Here is a 15,844-nt window from a genome sequence, read left to right as displayed (position 1 = left end):
AAAGAATGATTGTGAAAAAAATATGTCTTTCCACCCATGAATTTTATAGTTTTTTTCAATGTGTTACTTTTCTGCTCTCTGCAATGTTTCTGCAAATTTATGTGATAGAGTCTATGGAAAGCATAAAAAAACAATTGGAGGTAATTTTTATGAAATTAAAGAAAAAGATTTTTATGACAACTATGGCTGCTTCGCTTTCTTTAGCACTCGCTGCGTGCGGAAGCAATGGTGATGATTCTAAATCAACAGGAAGCATGGATAAAAATATGGACGGTATGGATCATTCGACGATGGACATGTCTGGATCGAAAGAGGTTCCGAAAGGGCTCCAAGAGGCTAAAAACCCTAAATTTAAAGTAGGCGACATGGCGATGATCAAAGAAGCACATATGGAAGGCATGAAAGGGGCCGAGGCTAAAATTGTAGGAGCTTATGATACTACTGCTTATAGCATTTCTTATGACCCTACAAATGGCGGGAAACGCGTCACGAATCATAAATGGATTATTCAAGAAGAGATTGTAGATGCCAAGTCATCTCCTTATGAAGTAGGCGATGAAGTAAAAGTAGACGCGGATCATATGAAAGGAATGAAGGATGCTACGGCCACTATCGACTCAGCTAAGCAAACAACAGTGTATATGATTGATTTCGAATCGACTACAGGTGAAGAAGTGAAAAATCATAAATGGGTGACTGAAGACGAACTATCTGCAGAATAAACGATAAACAAGAGAAGAACGGTTTTTTAACCGTTCCTCTCTTGTCTTATTTCTCCTTATTTAAGGAACCCACTTGTAACCAATTCCCCATACTGTGCGAAAGTGTTCTTCAATAGGAAACTCGAGTTTCCTAAGTTTTTCTCTTAAGTTTCTTACATGAGAGTCGACCGTTCGTTCATCTGTCCACTCATTTGCTAACCATAAACTTGAGAGCAGTTCCTCTCTTGAATAGACACGTTCTGGATTTTTTAATAACTTAGCAAGTAATGAAAATTCCTTTGGCGTGACTTTGACTAAATGATTATCATAATACAGCTCATGGGCGTCTTCATTTAAGATTAGACCCGACGATTCGATTTTTGATCCTGAAGAAACTGTAGTTCGTCTGAAAATCGATTGAATTCTTGCCTTCAATTCCGCCTCGTCGAACGGTTTCACAATGTAATCATCTGCTCCCAGTTGTAATCCTTTTACGATTTCTTCTTTTCCGTCGAGTGCTGTCAATAAAATGATTGGTACATTCGAAACTTCCCTTATCCTTTGACAGGTCTCAAAACCATCCATTAAAGGCATCATCACATCCAATATGATTAAGTCAGGCTCATCTACATCAATCAAGTTCAATATCTCTCTTCCGCTGTTCAGCTTAATACAGGTATAACTGTCTTGCAGATAGAGTTCAATCAGTTCTAACATTCGATTCTCATCATCTACCAAAGCAATGGTTCTCATCCTGGAATCCCCCTCAAGTCAATGACAACTTTCAGCCCGTTTTCTACATTAATAGCTACGATGGTCCCTTTGTGCGCTTCAACTATTTCTTTCGTGATAGCCAAACCGAGCCCAGTACCTCCTGTTTCACGATTTCGTGAAGAATCTACTCGATAAAAACGATCAAAAAGATACGGGAGTGATTGCTCATCCACACCACCACCTTCATCCGTAACTTCAATAAAGTTTTCATCAAGTTTTAAAAATACGCGTTTGTTCGCATGTGTATATTTTAGCGCGTTATCCAGTAAATTTAAGAGAACCTGATCAAATCTAGCTTGGTCTATCTCTTTGTAGATGGGAGTTTTATTAATTTGAAGAATTAATTTCACTTGTTTCTCCTCAAATTTAAAAATTATTCTTTCACTGATTTTTTTTAAGAAATCATTCATCTCTGTGATCTGAGGATCTATTTGAAAATGTGGCTCTTCCAATCTAGCAAGTTCAAACAAATCCTCAATCAGTTCTTGAAGTCTTTCGGATTCCTCATAGATAATATCTCCAAATCTCGATTCGTCTTTTTTGAGGAGTCCTGCATATCCCTTAATGTAGGTAATCGGCGTACGCAATTCATGTGTGATTGAAGTCAGAAATTGCTTTCTTGTATTTTGAATGTGACGTAAATCAACAGATAACTTAGTGATCGCTCGTGCTAAATCTCCTACTTCGTCGCTTCTCTCAGCTTCTCTGATTTTCAGCACCTCGCCTTTACTTAACTTTACCGTTGCCTCTTTCATTGATAAAAGTGGCTTTATAATGATATAACTCAAAAAATAAACACTTACTAATAGAAAAAGTACTAACAAGAATAGAGAGAACACTACTTGTTGTTTCAATTCCCCCATCAAATGCTGTATATACTTCGTCGGCTCTAACATGATTATTTGACCGCCATCTTCAATATTACTCACCGTCACTAAAAATTTGCCCTCTCTCCAATTACCTTCTACGATTCCATCCTTTTTTTGAATCCAATCCGGGTTCAAAAATTGTTCAGCGTCGTTAGATGAATCGACGACTTGATTATTTTTGTCTAAGATAATCACATCAGTCATCGCCTTTTCCTCCATTAAAACAACGTGTTCAACTGTTTGCTTGTCGAAGTTAGTGGAAAGAACATCTCGATGACTATTGCCTCTCTCTTGAAGGCTCTCCAGTTCACTTTCTACTTGTTGATGCTCAAGAATGTTGTATACAATAGCAGATGAGAGAATGAAAATCATGAGAATCCCGAAAAAATAAAATAACGTTATTTTAAATGAAAGTTTATTCATAAAGTACCTTTCTCATTTAAGATGATTACATATAAAAACAAACTGTTGAGATTTAGAAAAGAAAGTATTCTTCATTTAGGCGATACACAAAAGAGCTTTTATCATTTGATTCTTTTAAAAGGACAATTCCTTGAATATTGCTCCACAAATAATTAGCGAAATCATAATCACTAAAAATAGCCTCACGAGTAGAATGCGTCATGAAACATTCTATTTTTGTAATCGTATACATTCCCTCCGAATCACGTTGATAATCGAAAGAAAAAGAACCCTTTATATTAAGCCTTTGAGCAATTATTGCTACGCACTCCTCTAAAATCGAGTTGGCAAACACCTCGTATGAAAGAACAGTATCTTGGTACCGTTCATACTCTTCTCTCATAAAACAGCAAATCACTTCACTAGATCGATAATCGACATATGCATCAATTTTCCCCACCTTTACACCTTCAGGCGCATTCTTTATCTGGTCAAAAGAATAAGTGAAAGTATTACCTTGAACCGAAAATGAATCATGAAGTACTGTTTTATCCCAGTCAAAGGATGTTATAAACGCTACGTTATTTTTTCTCATTTTCAACTTATGTTTTGATAACGTAGATGCTTCTTGTTCGCTTAAAGGGATAATCCAGCCTATTTCTTGAGAAGTACAATATTCAATCAGATTACTAATATACCCTTCTTCTGATTCTTTTTTTGAAAATGAATCAAAATATTTAAAATCAGGAAATAGCTTTCGAACCCATCCTTCTTTTGAAGAAATATGAATATCTATACTTACAGGTTTAAGTTGTTTTATGTTCTCCATCACTTTCCAGTTTTCCTCTACTCCCATTATCAGGACATTTTCACGAGACATTTACGATGCATCTCCTTTCGAAATAGAAAATAGAGCGTCAGAACCCTCTAAACCCTGTAAAATCAATCAATATTGTAGTTAGTTTCGTCAGACCATCGAAATACAATATGATACCTAATAAAATCATAAACCAGCCACCTATTTTCATAACCTTTGAAGAATAATTCATTAAGTATCTGGATTTCCCGACCAAAAACGACATCAAGAAAAATGGAATAGAAAAACCTAGTACATAAAAGAGCATATATAAAAATCCATTACTAGGATTCGTGGCGATCAAAGCAATAACTCCAGCGAGGATTGGTCCTGTACAAGGAGTCCATCCAGCAGCCGATCCGACTCCGACAATAAACGTTCCGATATAACCACGCTTTCTTTTTCCTAAGTTCATTCTTCGCTCTTTAAGTAAAAATATTGGGGTCCACAGACCAGTTAAAATAACACCGAATATGAATAAAATAAGTGCACCGCTCATCCGTAGAACATCTTTATACACTATAAAAAAATCAGCCAAATATGACGTTGAAAAACCCATCACTAAAAATACGCTCGAAAATCCAAGTAAGAAAACGAATGTATGGGGAACACCATTCCAGTTCCACTTTTTATTTTCTTTTAACTCTGTAACTGAAATTCCTGTAATGTAAGATAGAAAAACAGGATACAAAGCTAGGCAACATGGCGAGATAAAAGATAAAAACCCTGCTCCAAAAGCTAACAAAAAAGATAACTCCATCAAATTCCTCCCGAACTCTAAAAAATAAATCTTTTTTTAAGATGTATAAAAAAGAAATGTGTTTAATTTTAATCATAAAATCTGTTTGTGAAAAACCTATGCATTTTTTGATTAAATCTCGTATCAATTTTTGAAATGAATTTGATACACTTTTTTGTAATATAGTGATGCTATACTCCTTTTAACAAATCGTTTGTCACCGTATCTTTATCTTTAAAGGAGTACAACTAATGAAAAACAAGGTAATACTTATCGCTTCTAGCGTCTTACTCACAACAACTTTTTCAATGCATAGCCCAAAAGTTGAAGCAAGTAGTGCATATAAAGTAAAAGTAAAGACAGACGATCTCCGTGTTCGGACTGGTCCTTCTCTCAATTACAATATAGTCGGCGTGACTAACACTGGTCAGACTTTTTCTTATTTAGGAAAAAAAGGAGCTTGGACAAAAGTACTTTACAAAGGGAACACACGGTATATCTATAGTTCTTACCTAAAAAAATATAAGAGCCACGTTGCAAAAAAAATGACGTATAATGAGTCTCTTTTTGCTTCTCCTACTAAAGGGAGGCTGACCCAAGGATACGGAAAATCTAATGGCGCTTACGGTTATACATTCCATAATGGCGTTGATCTAGCTGCAACAAAAGGCACACCTGTCTATGCTTCTGCGAGTGGAAAAGTCACTACCTCTAAAAACAGCGGTGCATATGGTAAACACGTTATGATTTCACATAGTCTAAAGAATCAAAAATACGTAACCGTTTATGCTCATATGAATAGTCTTTCGGTAAAAAGTGGTCAGACAGTCTCTAAAGGTATGAAGATTGGAACAGTTGGGAATACAGGAAACTCGTTCGGAAATCATTTACACTTTGAGATTCATAAAAACAGTTATAAATACAGCAGTTATTCTGCAGCGAATAGTGTCAACCCATTGAACTATTTGTAACCTAAAAAAAGAAGAGAGGATGTCCTAAGACAGCATCTTTTCAGATCATAGAAAAACCCTCATTTCGACGTCGAAATGAGGGTTTTTCTATGATCTGAAGTGACTTCATCAAGTCATTTATTTTGAAGTGGATTGCTGTGATCTAGCGTCTCATAAGACTTGTCTCAAAAGTGAGGTGATATTTTGCGGAAAATTAGTTATGTACGTGTCAGTTCAACTAGTCAAAACCCTTCAAGACAATTTCAGCAGCTAAGCGAATTCGGAATGGATATTATATACGAAGAAAAAGTTTCTGGGGCAACGAAGGAACGTGAGCAACTTCAAAAAATGTTAGAGGACTTACAAGATGGTGACACCATTTATGTTACAGATTTAACTCGAATTACTCGTAGTACACAAGATTTATTTGAATTGATCGATTACATACGAAGGAAAAAAGCCAGCTTAAAATCACTTAAGGATACATGGCTAGATTTATCAGAGGATAATCCATACAGCCAATTCTTAATTACAGTAATGGCTGGTGTTAACCAGTTAGAGAGAGATCTTATCCGTATGCGTCAACGTGAAGGGATTGAGCTGGCTAAGAAAGAAGGAAAGTTTAAAGGTCGGATAAAGAAATATCATAAAAATCATGCGGGAATGAATTATGCAGTAAAGCTATATAAAGAAGGAAATATGACTGTAAATCAAATTTGTGAAATTACAAATGTGTCTAGGGCTTCATTATATAGAAAGCTATCGGAAGAGAACAAATAGTTCAGTCCTATTCCATTAATTGGCCAGATAATGTTATGTACTTAAAGTCTTATGCAGTTTGGTTATTTTGTTATTAGAATTGGGTACTCCAATTCTTTTTTTATGAATTTTTTTACTCATTCAAATAAACACTTGAATGAATTATTAAAAATGGTTATACTATATTCAAATAAACACTTGAATGATATTGGGGTGAGAATGTGATTAAGAAAGATACTTGTGAAATTTATTGTTATGACGAAGAAAAGGTCAATCGAATACAAGGTAATTTACAGACAGTAGATATTTCTAGTGTTGCCCAAATGTTAAAAGCTATTGCAGATGAAAATAGAGCAAAAATTACCTATGCTTTATGTCAAGATGACGAACTGTGTGTGTGTGATATAGCAAATATTATAGGTGTTACGGTTGCAAATGCCTCTCATCACCTGCGAACGCTCCATAAGCAAGGGATTGTTAAGTTTCGAAAAGAGGGAAAACTTGCATTTTATTCATTAGATGATGAGCATATCAGACAAATTATGATAATTGCATTGGCACATAAGAAAGAGGTGAAGATCAATGTCTAGTGGGAAAGCAAAACTGTCTGAAGAAGAAATGAAAGCCTATCGTGTTCAAGGATTTACTTGTACTAACTGTGCAGCCATTTTTGAAAATAATGTTAAAGAACTTTCCGGTGTTCAGGATGCGAAAGTAAATTTCGGAGCATCTAAAGTTTATGTTAAAGGGACGACAACCATTGAAGAATTAGAAAAAGCAGGAGCATTTGAAAATTTAAAAATTCGAGATGAAAAAGAACAAAGGGTAGAACGAGAACCTTTTTGGAAGCAGAAAGAAAACATTAAGGTATATATATCAGCTCTTTTACTTGTAGTTAGCTGGTTCTTAGGAGAGCAGTATGGTGAAGAGCATGTTCTACCGACAATTGGTTATGCAGCGTCCATTTTAATCGGTGGATATTCGTTATTCATTAAAGGTCTCAAAAATCTAAGCAGATTAAATTTCGATATGAATACGCTTATGACTATTGCAATTATAGGAGCTGCATTCATTGGTGAATGGGGTGAAGGGGCAACCGTTGTTATCCTATTTGCGATTAGTGAAGCATTAGAGCGTTATTCAATGGATAAAGCACGTCAATCTATTGAATCTTTAATGGATATTGCCCCAAAAGAAGCGTTAATTCGACGAGGCAATGAAGAAATGATGATTCATGTTGATGATATTCAAGTTGGAGACATCATGATTGTTAAGCCCGGTCAAAAGTTAGCAATGGATGGAATAGTGGTTAAAGGTACATCGACATTAAATCAGGCTGCGATTACAGGTGAAAGTGTTCCAGTAACGAAAACCACAAATGATGAAGTATTTGCAGGAACCTTGAATGAAGAAGGGTTACTTGAGGTTAAAGTAACAAAACGAGTTGAAGATACTACTCTTTCAAAAATCATTCACTTGGTAGAAGAAGCCCAAGCAGAACGGGCCCCTTCTCAAGCGTTTGTCGATAAATTTGCAAAATACTATACACCAGCTATTGTCATACTAGCTCTTTTAATTGCGGTAGTTCCACCATTATTTGGCGGAGACTGGAGCCAATGGATTTATCAAGGCTTAGCTGTATTAGTGGTTGGTTGTCCTTGTGCCTTAGTAGTCTCAACTCCAGTTGCTGTGGTTACAGCAATAGGAAATGCAGCGAAAAATGGTGTTTTAATTAAAGGTGGTATCCATTTAGAAGAAGCAGGACAATTAAAAGCGATAGCCTTTGATAAAACAGGAACATTAACCAAAGGGATTCCTGCTGTAACAGACATTGTGACATATGGTAGAAATGAAAATGAATTAATGACCATAACAGCAGCCATTGAAAAAGGATCACAGCACCCTCTTGCTTCAGCGATTATGCGAAAAGCAGAAGAAAATGGATTAAAATTCAACGAAGTAACAGTAGAGGATTTTCAATCCATTACAGGTAAAGGCGTTAAAGCCAAAATAAATAATGAAATGTATTATGTGGGAAGTCCAAATCTTTTTGAGGAATTACACGGAAGCATTTCAAGCGATAGGAAAGAAAAAATTGCCGATATGCAAACTCAAGGTAAAACGGTGATGGTGTTAGGAACAGAAAAAGAAATTCTTTCGTTTATTGCCGTAGCCGATGAAATGAGGGAATCGTCTAAAGAAGTTATCGGCAAGTTGAACAATATGGGAATCGAAACAGTGATGCTAACAGGCGATAACCAAAGAACGGCAACAGCCATCGGAAAACAAGTTGGTGTTTCGGATATTAAAGCTGACTTACTTCCAGAAGATAAGCTTAATTTTATTAAAGAACTTCGAGAAAAACATCAAAGTGTGGGGATGGTCGGAGATGGCGTGAATGATGCTCCAGCCCTTGCGGCATCTACCGTTGGTGTAGCAATGGGTGGTGCTGGAACTGATACAGCTTTAGAAACGGCTGACATCGCCTTAATGTCTGATGATTTGAGTAAATTGCCATATACAATAAAATTAAGCCGTAAGGCTTTAGCAATCATCAAGCAAAACATTACCTTCTCTTTGGCGATTAAATTAGTGGCATTACTTTTGGTCATGCCCGGTTGGTTAACACTTTGGATAGCTATATTTGCTGATATGGGAGCAACTTTACTTGTAACATTAAACAGTTTACGCTTATTGAAAATCAAAGAATAGGTTCTAAAATGGGCGTCAACTATCGGGTGCGATCATTGAAAACAATGTTATGCTTCAAAAGGGATATTAACAGGAAATATACAACTAAAGGACGCTTTAACTGAGCAACGGAAAAAGCCAAATTTCTCAATTGATGTTGAGAAATTTGGCTTTTTAGTATGGGAATTTCCTTAGCATTGTAAATCCGCATTTTCCTGACGCTACCCCTTATAGAACCACTCTCCCCAACTACCAAGTTGGAGTAAAGGTGGGACGATCATCAGCAACAATGCACCTAGGAAGACGAACGGTGTATACACTTTCGCGAAACGATCGATGAACGCTTCACTCGGTGCTTTATTATCCTGCGCTTCCTCGACCAGTTCAATGATGTGCGCAAGCGTCGTATCTTGATACGTCTTCTCGACGATCATGTCGAACGAACGATCCATGTTGAGCGTTCCGGCAAATACGTGATCGCCTTCCTTCTTATCGACAGGAATCGATTCGCCCGTGATCGGTGCTTGATTGATGGTCGTCGTCCCGTTCAGGATCGTGCCGTCCAGTGCAACCTGATCACCTGGTCGAATCCGGAGGATTTCTCCGACTCGCACCGCTTCCACCGGTTTACGTCTAACGTCCCCGTCCGTCAGCACGAAGGCTTCCTTCGGAGACAGTTCGATCAGTTTCTGAATGGAATTGCGCGTCCGCGCAAGGGAGCGATTCTGAAGCAAATTGCCGATGGCAAAGAGGAAGACGACGGTCGCTCCCTCGAGCCACTCCCCGATACATGCGGCACCGATGGCTGCTACGCTCATCAATACTTTCATGTCGAGTGAGCGGGCACGGACGGCATAATAGGCACTCCGGAAAACTCTCCCCCCACTGAGGATCAAGGCGATACCGTACAAAACATTCGGAAGATACGCTACTCCGCTCGTTTGGATGAGCAATCCCAGACCAATCAAAATCCCGGACAGGATCAAGGAGATCCCCTCGAACGACCGGACCGGTGCCTCGGACGTTTTCTTTCCCTTGACGTATCCATCGAAACCGATCTTGTTCAGCTCGCTTTGGACTTGTCGAGCATCCAGCTGATGGTCGATTTCCATCTCCCCACGGGCAAACGAAACTGTGACGGTCTGGACATTTTGCATCTTTTGAAAGTGTTGTTCGATCGTCTTAGCACAGCTACTACAGTCCATCCCGGAAACGGTGAATGTTTGGACGAGCTGATCTGATTTATCGGGAAGGGGCGGAAGCGATGACCGCGCTCTATCTGATCGGCGATACGCTCCTCTACGGTTGTCTTGCGCTGTTGATCGGTTTCTTTTCCGTCCAGCTCATCCCTCGTTCTTACCGACCTGACGTATCGCTTTCAATCCGCTGGGTTCGCATGCTCATCGTGCTGATGCTGTTATCCTTTTCCCTGTCCGTCTTACGAATCGTACTGTATTTATATGAAGAGATCGGTTTTTGGATAACACTGCGATCCGTGTTACTTACATTCGAGGCAGGGAACGCTTGGATTCTGATGGCTCTCTGGAGTGTACTCCTTCTCATCGTCATCAATCGTGCATCACTCAGTCCTGGACGTATAAAACTAGGGGTATTCCTTGTTATGGCGATGGTCGTTACGTTCGCGTGGTCCGGGCACGCCTCTAGCATCAAAGGGGCAGAAGGCATGCTCGTACATTCTATTCACGCACTCGCCGTCTTCATCTGGACCGGTGGATTGCTCATACTCGGCTTTTGGAGTCCATCAGACCGTAACTGGGGCATCTTCCTCGAATGGTTCAAACCACTCGTGACGCTATGTTTCTTACTGATCGTCGGTTCCGGCATCTATCTGATGTCTGTCGTCGTGCAGGTAGAGGAGTATTCCGATTCCTGGATTTTACCGTATGGACAAGCCTTACTCTGGAAACACGTCCTGATTCTACCCGTGCTGATCATCGGTATCATGAACGGGAAGTGGAGTTACGCGTCTCCTGAACGATCGTTTGAAGTCCGACGGATGCGGATGCGCATGGAAGGTATCTTGATCCTGCTTCTCTTCACAGCGACTGCGTGGCTCGGTCAACAGGAACCCCCTCACTCGATCAAGGATACTCTTCAATCCAGCGGGGCTGGTCCACTGTCAGGGTTTCTTTTCCCTAGCTTGCGTTTCACCTATTCTGATATCCGGTTCGAGCCGACCATGATATCCCTCTTCTTGATGGCAATCAGCCTCCTTTTCGTGGGATTGTTGGTGTACGTCATCCGATCAACCCAAGACTCCATCAAGACCCTCTATCTTGGATTAGGCGTCTCGATCTCATTATTTTTCGCAGCGTTGTATAGTATTTCCGTGTATTTATGATCCTCCACATGAGCATTTCAGCGTGTGCGACGTCTTATACAAAAAGAAAGGCATGCGATACAGCAGTCTTTCTTTTTTCATACTTATTCATCATTTTCATACTAGTTATAACAGGTTCAATCCTATTTTAAATCGGTGCCATTTCTAGACTACTACCGGAATATGTATTACAATGTATTACAAAGGAGCTGATAATCATGAGTACCATTTCCGTACGTCTGGATGACCAGGATACACGACTCATCAAAGAATATGCGAAGGCAAAAAACATCACGATTTCTACACTCGTTCGCGATGCCGTCCTCGACCGCATCGAAGACGAAATCGATTTACAACTCTATCATGATTCGATGGCAGCACACCGTAAAAAATCAGAAGCGATCTCTTTCGACGATATGATGAAGGAACTTGATTTAGAATGACAGCATTTACGGTAGAGTTTGAGCGCGGAGCTCAAAAGTCTCTCAAGAAGATGGATCCTCAACAAGCGCGGATCATCATGTCCTGGATCAAGAAGAATCTGGTCGGGACGGATGATCCGCGTCGTCATGGTAAAGGACTCGTCTCGAATCGCTCGGGTGAATGGCGGTATCGCATCGGTGATTATCGTCTGATTGCTGACATTCAAGATGAAAAAGTCGTGATTTTGATTCTCGAGATCGGGCATCGTCGTGATATCTATAAATAAGACAGGTAGAACTCACATCTGAGGAAATATGTGAGTTTTCTTTTTTTGTTTTTAAAACGACCGTTATGTATACAAAAATGATTATTTTTTCACATAGTTGAATCGAATGGATCGATTTCAATATCAAAGTCTATAAACGCATCTTTTTATCAATGTATTTTTAAATAGTCCTTTTATGCATAAAAAAGATAAATAACTTCGGTCATACTTTTCAAAAAGTGCGACAAAAAGGATCAACGTATAGATACCATCGAGTATCTGAACGTTGATCCTTTTTCAATTATCCATCTAATCGTTGTTCAGCCATTTTATAAATTTCATCTTTATCCCGTTTACCGATCGCTACAATTTGAATGATCTGGAGTTTACCCTCTACTTCTCTAAAAACAACGCGTAATCCCATTTTTCTATTTTTTAACTTATTGCAATGCGACAAATTTCCACTGAGTGGCTGTCCTGCCGCCATTCCTATAGAAATGATACGGTTCAATGCTTTGTCTACGAATATCTTTTGACTACCATCGAGGTTATCGTAATCTTCTTTCGAATACTGCGTCCACTCAAGTTGATACAATGATCACTCCCACCCATCCATTTCATCAATAGTCGTAGGGTGAGTTACCTGTTCTCCACGGACTTCTGAATCAGTATAAGTGCGGACATTTTTATTAGATAGTCGCATCTCAACAGTCAAATCATCTAGTCGACTGTACAATTCTTCAATTTCTTTATTGAGTGATTCGTATTGCTGTTGTGTCAACATGACGCCCGCAACTTTTTCACGGTTAAAAACATATACGCCGGCCGCTTCACGATCTGCTTTTTGGAAAGCTTCCATCGGAGACCGTTTCACGTCAGATATAGAAGTGGTTGGAATATCAAGTATTCGCATTCCCATCATTATGCCCTCCTCTTATTTTTCTTTAGTATACACCTTTTAAAAGTCTTTTAAAAGACTTTTAAACACTCCTTTTGATTTTTATACTACCTATAGCTAACCCATCTTTTTAGAACAAAACCCCAAAAAACAATAGGGTTCTCATTTACCGAGTTCCCTATTGCTTGTTAGACGCTATTTTATTTAAATACAACAATCTGAATTACGTTGAATATACGTTTACAATACAAACACCAGTTGATTGTTTCTACTATAAGTTCAATTGCTACTTTTGAGTATTTGTTAATTCGTAATCAAAAGATTATTCAATGATCTTTAATTTTACATCTGCTTGCGTCTCTAATACATCGCCATCTTCACCAAAGAATGTATAAGAGTTTACTCCATCCACACCGAGAATCGTGTTCACTTTCAAGTCTCCATCTATCGAATTAACTGTAAAATTCGACCCTTCTCCAATACTTTCAACACGGTATCGATTGACTGGCACATCATCACCGATGATATATTGACCAGGGCTCAGTGTAATGGGCTTACGCTTTGCATAGATGACTTCAAAAGTTAAGTCACTAAGAACCTCTTCTTTTTTACTTATTTTTTCTTCGAGTGACTTATTCTTGTCTTTAGTTTTTTCATAATCTTCTTTAATGGCATCACGTTGTTTCACTAAATCTAATATGTCTGTATTCTCTTTTTTAAGTGCGTTATTTTTCTCACGCAACTCATCACTATAGAGAGCACCATCCTCGATTTCAGTCTGTGCACTATACGTTCCAAAGAGTGATCCGATAAAGAAAATAAAGACAACAATGATCGGAAGTATGACATACTTCTTAAATTTTTGTTCCACTTACTAATCTCCCATCCTACCTAATTAATGTTAAGAAAAGAAATTCAAATAAAAATCCCAATTTCTAGACTGAAATAATTTAACAATACTTTTTTAAAATAGTCAATAACTATCATTTAAATCCAATTTACGTTATTAGAGTCTTTATATATATATGATTATGGTAATTTATTTTAATCATGCTTCTAACGCTCCGTGTCCTTCGTCGCAAGGAACAGGAACGTAGAGATGCCTCGCGCAAGCGAGTCGCAGCTCTCGTTATCGATTCGGCAGGAGGGCAGCGGTGCGATGCGGATGTTGCTGCGTGCAGCCTACAGCCTCACGAATGAGCCCGAAGATTCTCCTCATGCTGTACATCCAGTAGAAAGAAGATCGCTACTTATTTATAGGAGGATCGATTCACTTCAATCATCTATCTTTCCTCGAACCTTCGTACACTTCAATACTGTCTCACTACTGCATCCTTCATCACACCCTTCTATATAGAAAAGACCAGATGTACTTTCTTACCCGCAGTGGATCCGTCCACTGCGGGTCTTTCAATGCACTTGGATTCGGGACGAATCCATTCCTTACTCGCTTGCGCTCTCTCAAAAGAAAAACGACGTCGTTTTTCGTCCATGCCCTCGCGCATGGACAGGACGGGATTGTCCCGTCCTGTCTACGCTCTATCGTCCCTTTACAAAACACCTTGTGCCTTCAAACTGACGTATTCTTCTCCGGCACCGACGATGATGTGGTCGAGGAGCTGGATGCCGACGATGCGTCCGACCTCGACGAGCCGTTCGGTCACCTCGATGTCTTCCCGTGATGGATGCTGGTCACCGCTCGGATGCTGGTGGCTGACGATGAGCGATGTCGCATTGTTGAGGATGGCGGACTTGAAAATTTCTCTAGGGTGGACGACGCTCGAGTTGATGCTACCAACGTGTGCCCGATGGACGGCAATGACGCGGTTCTTCGTATTGAGCAGGATGACAAGGAACACTTCACGGTCATCGTCCTGGATAAAACGTCTCGCGACACAGAACGCGTCCTCGGGTGACGTGATGTGCGTTGTCTCGAGTGCGACGTCTGGCTCCCGGACCTCTTGGCGGATACGAGTGATTTCAACGAGTGTAGTCAGTTTCATAGAAAAGCTCCTTTCGCGAGTGGGATGCAGTCCGACACGATGCCGTCCTGTTGACGGGAACGCAGCGAGCGAAAAGCGTGCTTTGAGCCAAAACGCGGAGGAAGACAAGGAACGGCAGCGGCTTTTTTTGATTACCCTTGCGCCAACGAGGAGCGAGCTAGAGTACGGAAACAGGACGGCTTGCGGTCCCTTTCCATCAGACAGAGCGGTAACGCTCTGTTCCATACCTTTGAAATGATGGCTATAGTGATAAATAAATTGTTACAAACCAGATATGTAAGAAAAGAGTATACATAAAAATAGTTATTTCAATAAGATTTCTGAATTATTTCATTATAGTTAAATCCTTTACATAAAAGGATTTAAATGAGAGAGTAAGGATATTCCTGCGTTTACCTTTTTATAAAAAACATATTGATGTTTTTTGAACTTGTATGATTAATTTAGGAATAAAAAAAGAAGAAACGATTAAATCGTTTCTTCAAAATATCTGTATTAGGTATTTTTCGAGAAAATCTTAAGTGCTCCTCGTGCATAAATACCTTTATATGAAGTAATCGATGTTTTTTGGACAATTGGAAGTAATTTCGAGACAAAAGCAATGTTACATTTTTTATTCTTTTCAGAAACATTGAACATACCAAGGAAGCATGCATCATGCGCCTTACAAGCTCTGTCTAGGTCATCAATAGCAGTGCCGCCTTTGTTTCCTTTACCACAGTATTTACCGTAGTTACCGATTGGTAAATCAAAAGCATATGTAGTAATTGTTCCTGGGGAAACTGTTTTGTTTTCCGAGGCGCTAATTTCATTAGTCATACGCATAACAGCTAGAAATTCTTCCGAAACACCGTTTGCTTCAGCAGCTGCTACATCGATAGTTGAATATCCTTTCTCATCTGTCACCGTATACTTATCCATTTCTTTAAACAAATCAAGCGTTTCTTGATCTAAGTCTTTTAACAATTCAGATGAATCCGTACTTTCTTCTGGTTCATCAAAAATCAATGGACTAGATGCTCCAACACTTTGTGTTGTAATAGTGAAGATGAACAGGACAGCAAATAACAAAAAACCTTTTTTGAAAAAATTAAACATTTTATTCCTCCTTTAGTAATAAAAACCATTTTACAATTAGTACTATATAACAAAAAAGGAGAAAAAACAATTTTT

Annotated in this window: 18 protein-coding genes; 8 read left to right on the top strand and 10 right to left on the bottom strand. The window is 39.1% G+C overall.

Translation table 11 applies throughout. The features are described 5' to 3' along the window. Nucleotides 1–149: 149 nt before the first annotated feature. Nucleotides 150–722, top strand: coding sequence for a YdhK family protein (locus ADM98_RS01240; RefSeq protein ID WP_029343434.1), 573 nt, complete (start codon nucleotides 150–152; stop codon nucleotides 720–722). A 60-nt stretch (nucleotides 723–782) separates the two neighbouring features. On the opposite strand, the gene ADM98_RS01235 is transcribed toward ADM98_RS01240, so the two are convergent. The 4 genes from ADM98_RS01235 to ADM98_RS01220 all read right to left on the bottom strand — a co-directional run bounded on the left by ADM98_RS01235 (nucleotide 783) and on the right by ADM98_RS01220 (nucleotide 4,362). After that, a complete protein-coding gene (locus tag ADM98_RS01235) occupies nucleotides 783–1,454 on the bottom strand; it encodes a response regulator transcription factor (RefSeq protein ID WP_029343435.1) in 672 nt (223 codons plus the stop codon). Then, complete coding sequence (locus tag ADM98_RS01230; protein WP_160315906.1) at nucleotides 1,451–2,716, bottom strand: HAMP domain-containing sensor histidine kinase; 1,266 nt, start codon at nucleotides 2,714–2,716, stop codon at nucleotides 1,451–1,453. The genes ADM98_RS01235 and ADM98_RS01230 overlap by 4 nt, the downstream gene beginning before the upstream one ends. A gap of 103 nt (nucleotides 2,717–2,819) precedes the next feature. Continuing rightward, nucleotides 2,820–3,626 (bottom strand): hypothetical protein, encoded by an 807-nt coding sequence (locus ADM98_RS01225; RefSeq protein WP_050678844.1) that lies wholly within the window; start codon nucleotides 3,624–3,626, stop codon nucleotides 2,820–2,822. A 37-nt stretch (nucleotides 3,627–3,663) separates the two neighbouring features. After that, a complete protein-coding gene (locus ADM98_RS01220; RefSeq protein WP_034786404.1) occupies nucleotides 3,664–4,362 on the bottom strand; it encodes a cytochrome c biogenesis CcdA family protein in 699 nt (232 codons plus the stop codon). A gap of 230 nt (nucleotides 4,363–4,592) precedes the next feature. Here ADM98_RS01220 and ADM98_RS01215 point away from each other — a divergent pair, with 230 nt between their 5' ends. The 4 genes from ADM98_RS01215 to ADM98_RS01200 all read left to right on the top strand — a co-directional run bounded on the left by ADM98_RS01215 (nucleotide 4,593) and on the right by ADM98_RS01200 (nucleotide 8,762). Further along, nucleotides 4,593–5,312: a peptidoglycan DD-metalloendopeptidase family protein gene (locus tag ADM98_RS01215; protein ID WP_047395615.1), complete on the top strand. Its 720-nt coding sequence runs from the start codon at nucleotides 4,593–4,595 to the stop codon at nucleotides 5,310–5,312. Between the two features lie 183 nt (nucleotides 5,313–5,495). Next, complete coding sequence (locus ADM98_RS01210) at nucleotides 5,496–6,071, top strand: recombinase family protein (RefSeq protein ID WP_053451893.1); 576 nt, start codon at nucleotides 5,496–5,498, stop codon at nucleotides 6,069–6,071. A gap of 200 nt (nucleotides 6,072–6,271) precedes the next feature. Beyond that, nucleotides 6,272–6,640 carry an ArsR/SmtB family transcription factor gene (locus tag ADM98_RS01205; RefSeq protein ID WP_053451892.1) on the top strand — a complete coding sequence of 123 codons (369 nt, stop codon included), beginning with the start codon at nucleotides 6,272–6,274 and terminating at the stop codon, nucleotides 6,638–6,640. After that, nucleotides 6,633–8,762: a heavy metal translocating P-type ATPase gene (locus ADM98_RS01200; RefSeq protein ID WP_053451891.1), complete on the top strand. Its 2,130-nt coding sequence runs from the start codon at nucleotides 6,633–6,635 to the stop codon at nucleotides 8,760–8,762. Before ADM98_RS01205 ends, ADM98_RS01200 begins: the two co-directional genes overlap by 8 nt. Nucleotides 8,763–8,962: 200 nt before the next feature. Here the strand turns inward: ADM98_RS01200 and ADM98_RS01195 are convergent, their stop codons facing one another. Then, nucleotides 8,963–9,946 (bottom strand): heavy metal translocating P-type ATPase, encoded by a 984-nt coding sequence (locus tag ADM98_RS01195; RefSeq protein WP_082318458.1) that lies wholly within the window; start codon nucleotides 9,944–9,946, stop codon nucleotides 8,963–8,965. 14 nt (nucleotides 9,947–9,960) lie between these two features. Between ADM98_RS01195 and ADM98_RS01190 the strand changes: the two genes are divergently transcribed. The 3 genes from ADM98_RS01190 (at nucleotide 9,961) to ADM98_RS01180 (ending at nucleotide 11,791) form a co-directional block, all read left to right on the top strand. Next, nucleotides 9,961–11,103, top strand: a complete 1,143-nt coding sequence (locus ADM98_RS01190) for a copper resistance D family protein (RefSeq protein ID WP_053451889.1) — start codon at nucleotides 9,961–9,963, stop codon at nucleotides 11,101–11,103. A gap of 197 nt (nucleotides 11,104–11,300) precedes the next feature. After that, a complete protein-coding gene (gene relB, locus ADM98_RS01185; RefSeq protein WP_026829710.1) occupies nucleotides 11,301–11,525 on the top strand; it encodes a type II toxin-antitoxin system RelB family antitoxin in 225 nt (74 codons plus the stop codon). Further along, nucleotides 11,522–11,791: a type II toxin-antitoxin system RelE family toxin gene (locus ADM98_RS01180; protein WP_047395636.1), complete on the top strand. Its 270-nt coding sequence runs from the start codon at nucleotides 11,522–11,524 to the stop codon at nucleotides 11,789–11,791. The genes relB and ADM98_RS01180 overlap by 4 nt, the downstream gene beginning before the upstream one ends. 280 nt (nucleotides 11,792–12,071) lie before the next feature. Here ADM98_RS01180 and ADM98_RS01175 read toward each other — a convergent pair whose 3' ends face one another. From ADM98_RS01175 to ADM98_RS01155, 5 genes are all read right to left on the bottom strand, one after another. Further along, on the bottom strand, nucleotides 12,072–12,365 hold the full coding sequence (locus ADM98_RS01175) for a type II toxin-antitoxin system RelE family toxin (protein WP_053451888.1): 294 nt from the start codon (nucleotides 12,363–12,365) through the stop codon (nucleotides 12,072–12,074). A 3-nt stretch (nucleotides 12,366–12,368) separates the two neighbouring features. Further along, a complete protein-coding gene (locus tag ADM98_RS01170; RefSeq protein WP_235504808.1) occupies nucleotides 12,369–12,692 on the bottom strand; it encodes a hypothetical protein in 324 nt (107 codons plus the stop codon). A 298-nt stretch (nucleotides 12,693–12,990) separates the two neighbouring features. Continuing rightward, on the bottom strand, nucleotides 12,991–13,539 hold the full coding sequence (locus ADM98_RS01165) for a hypothetical protein (protein ID WP_053451886.1): 549 nt from the start codon (nucleotides 13,537–13,539) through the stop codon (nucleotides 12,991–12,993). A 679-nt stretch (nucleotides 13,540–14,218) separates the two neighbouring features. After that, a complete protein-coding gene (locus tag ADM98_RS01160) occupies nucleotides 14,219–14,671 on the bottom strand; it encodes a JAB domain-containing protein (protein WP_075643079.1) in 453 nt (150 codons plus the stop codon). A gap of 495 nt (nucleotides 14,672–15,166) precedes the next feature. Further along, on the bottom strand, nucleotides 15,167–15,769 hold the full coding sequence (locus ADM98_RS01155; protein WP_053451885.1) for a phospholipase A2 family protein: 603 nt from the start codon (nucleotides 15,767–15,769) through the stop codon (nucleotides 15,167–15,169). Nucleotides 15,770–15,844: the final 75 nt, after the last annotated feature.

Origin of the sequence: Exiguobacterium sp. BMC-KP, assembly GCF_001275385.1 — a bacterium.
GTDB lineage: Bacteria > Bacillota > Bacilli > Exiguobacteriales > Exiguobacteriaceae > Exiguobacterium_A.
This window is presented reverse-complemented; position numbering and strand designations above follow the sequence as displayed.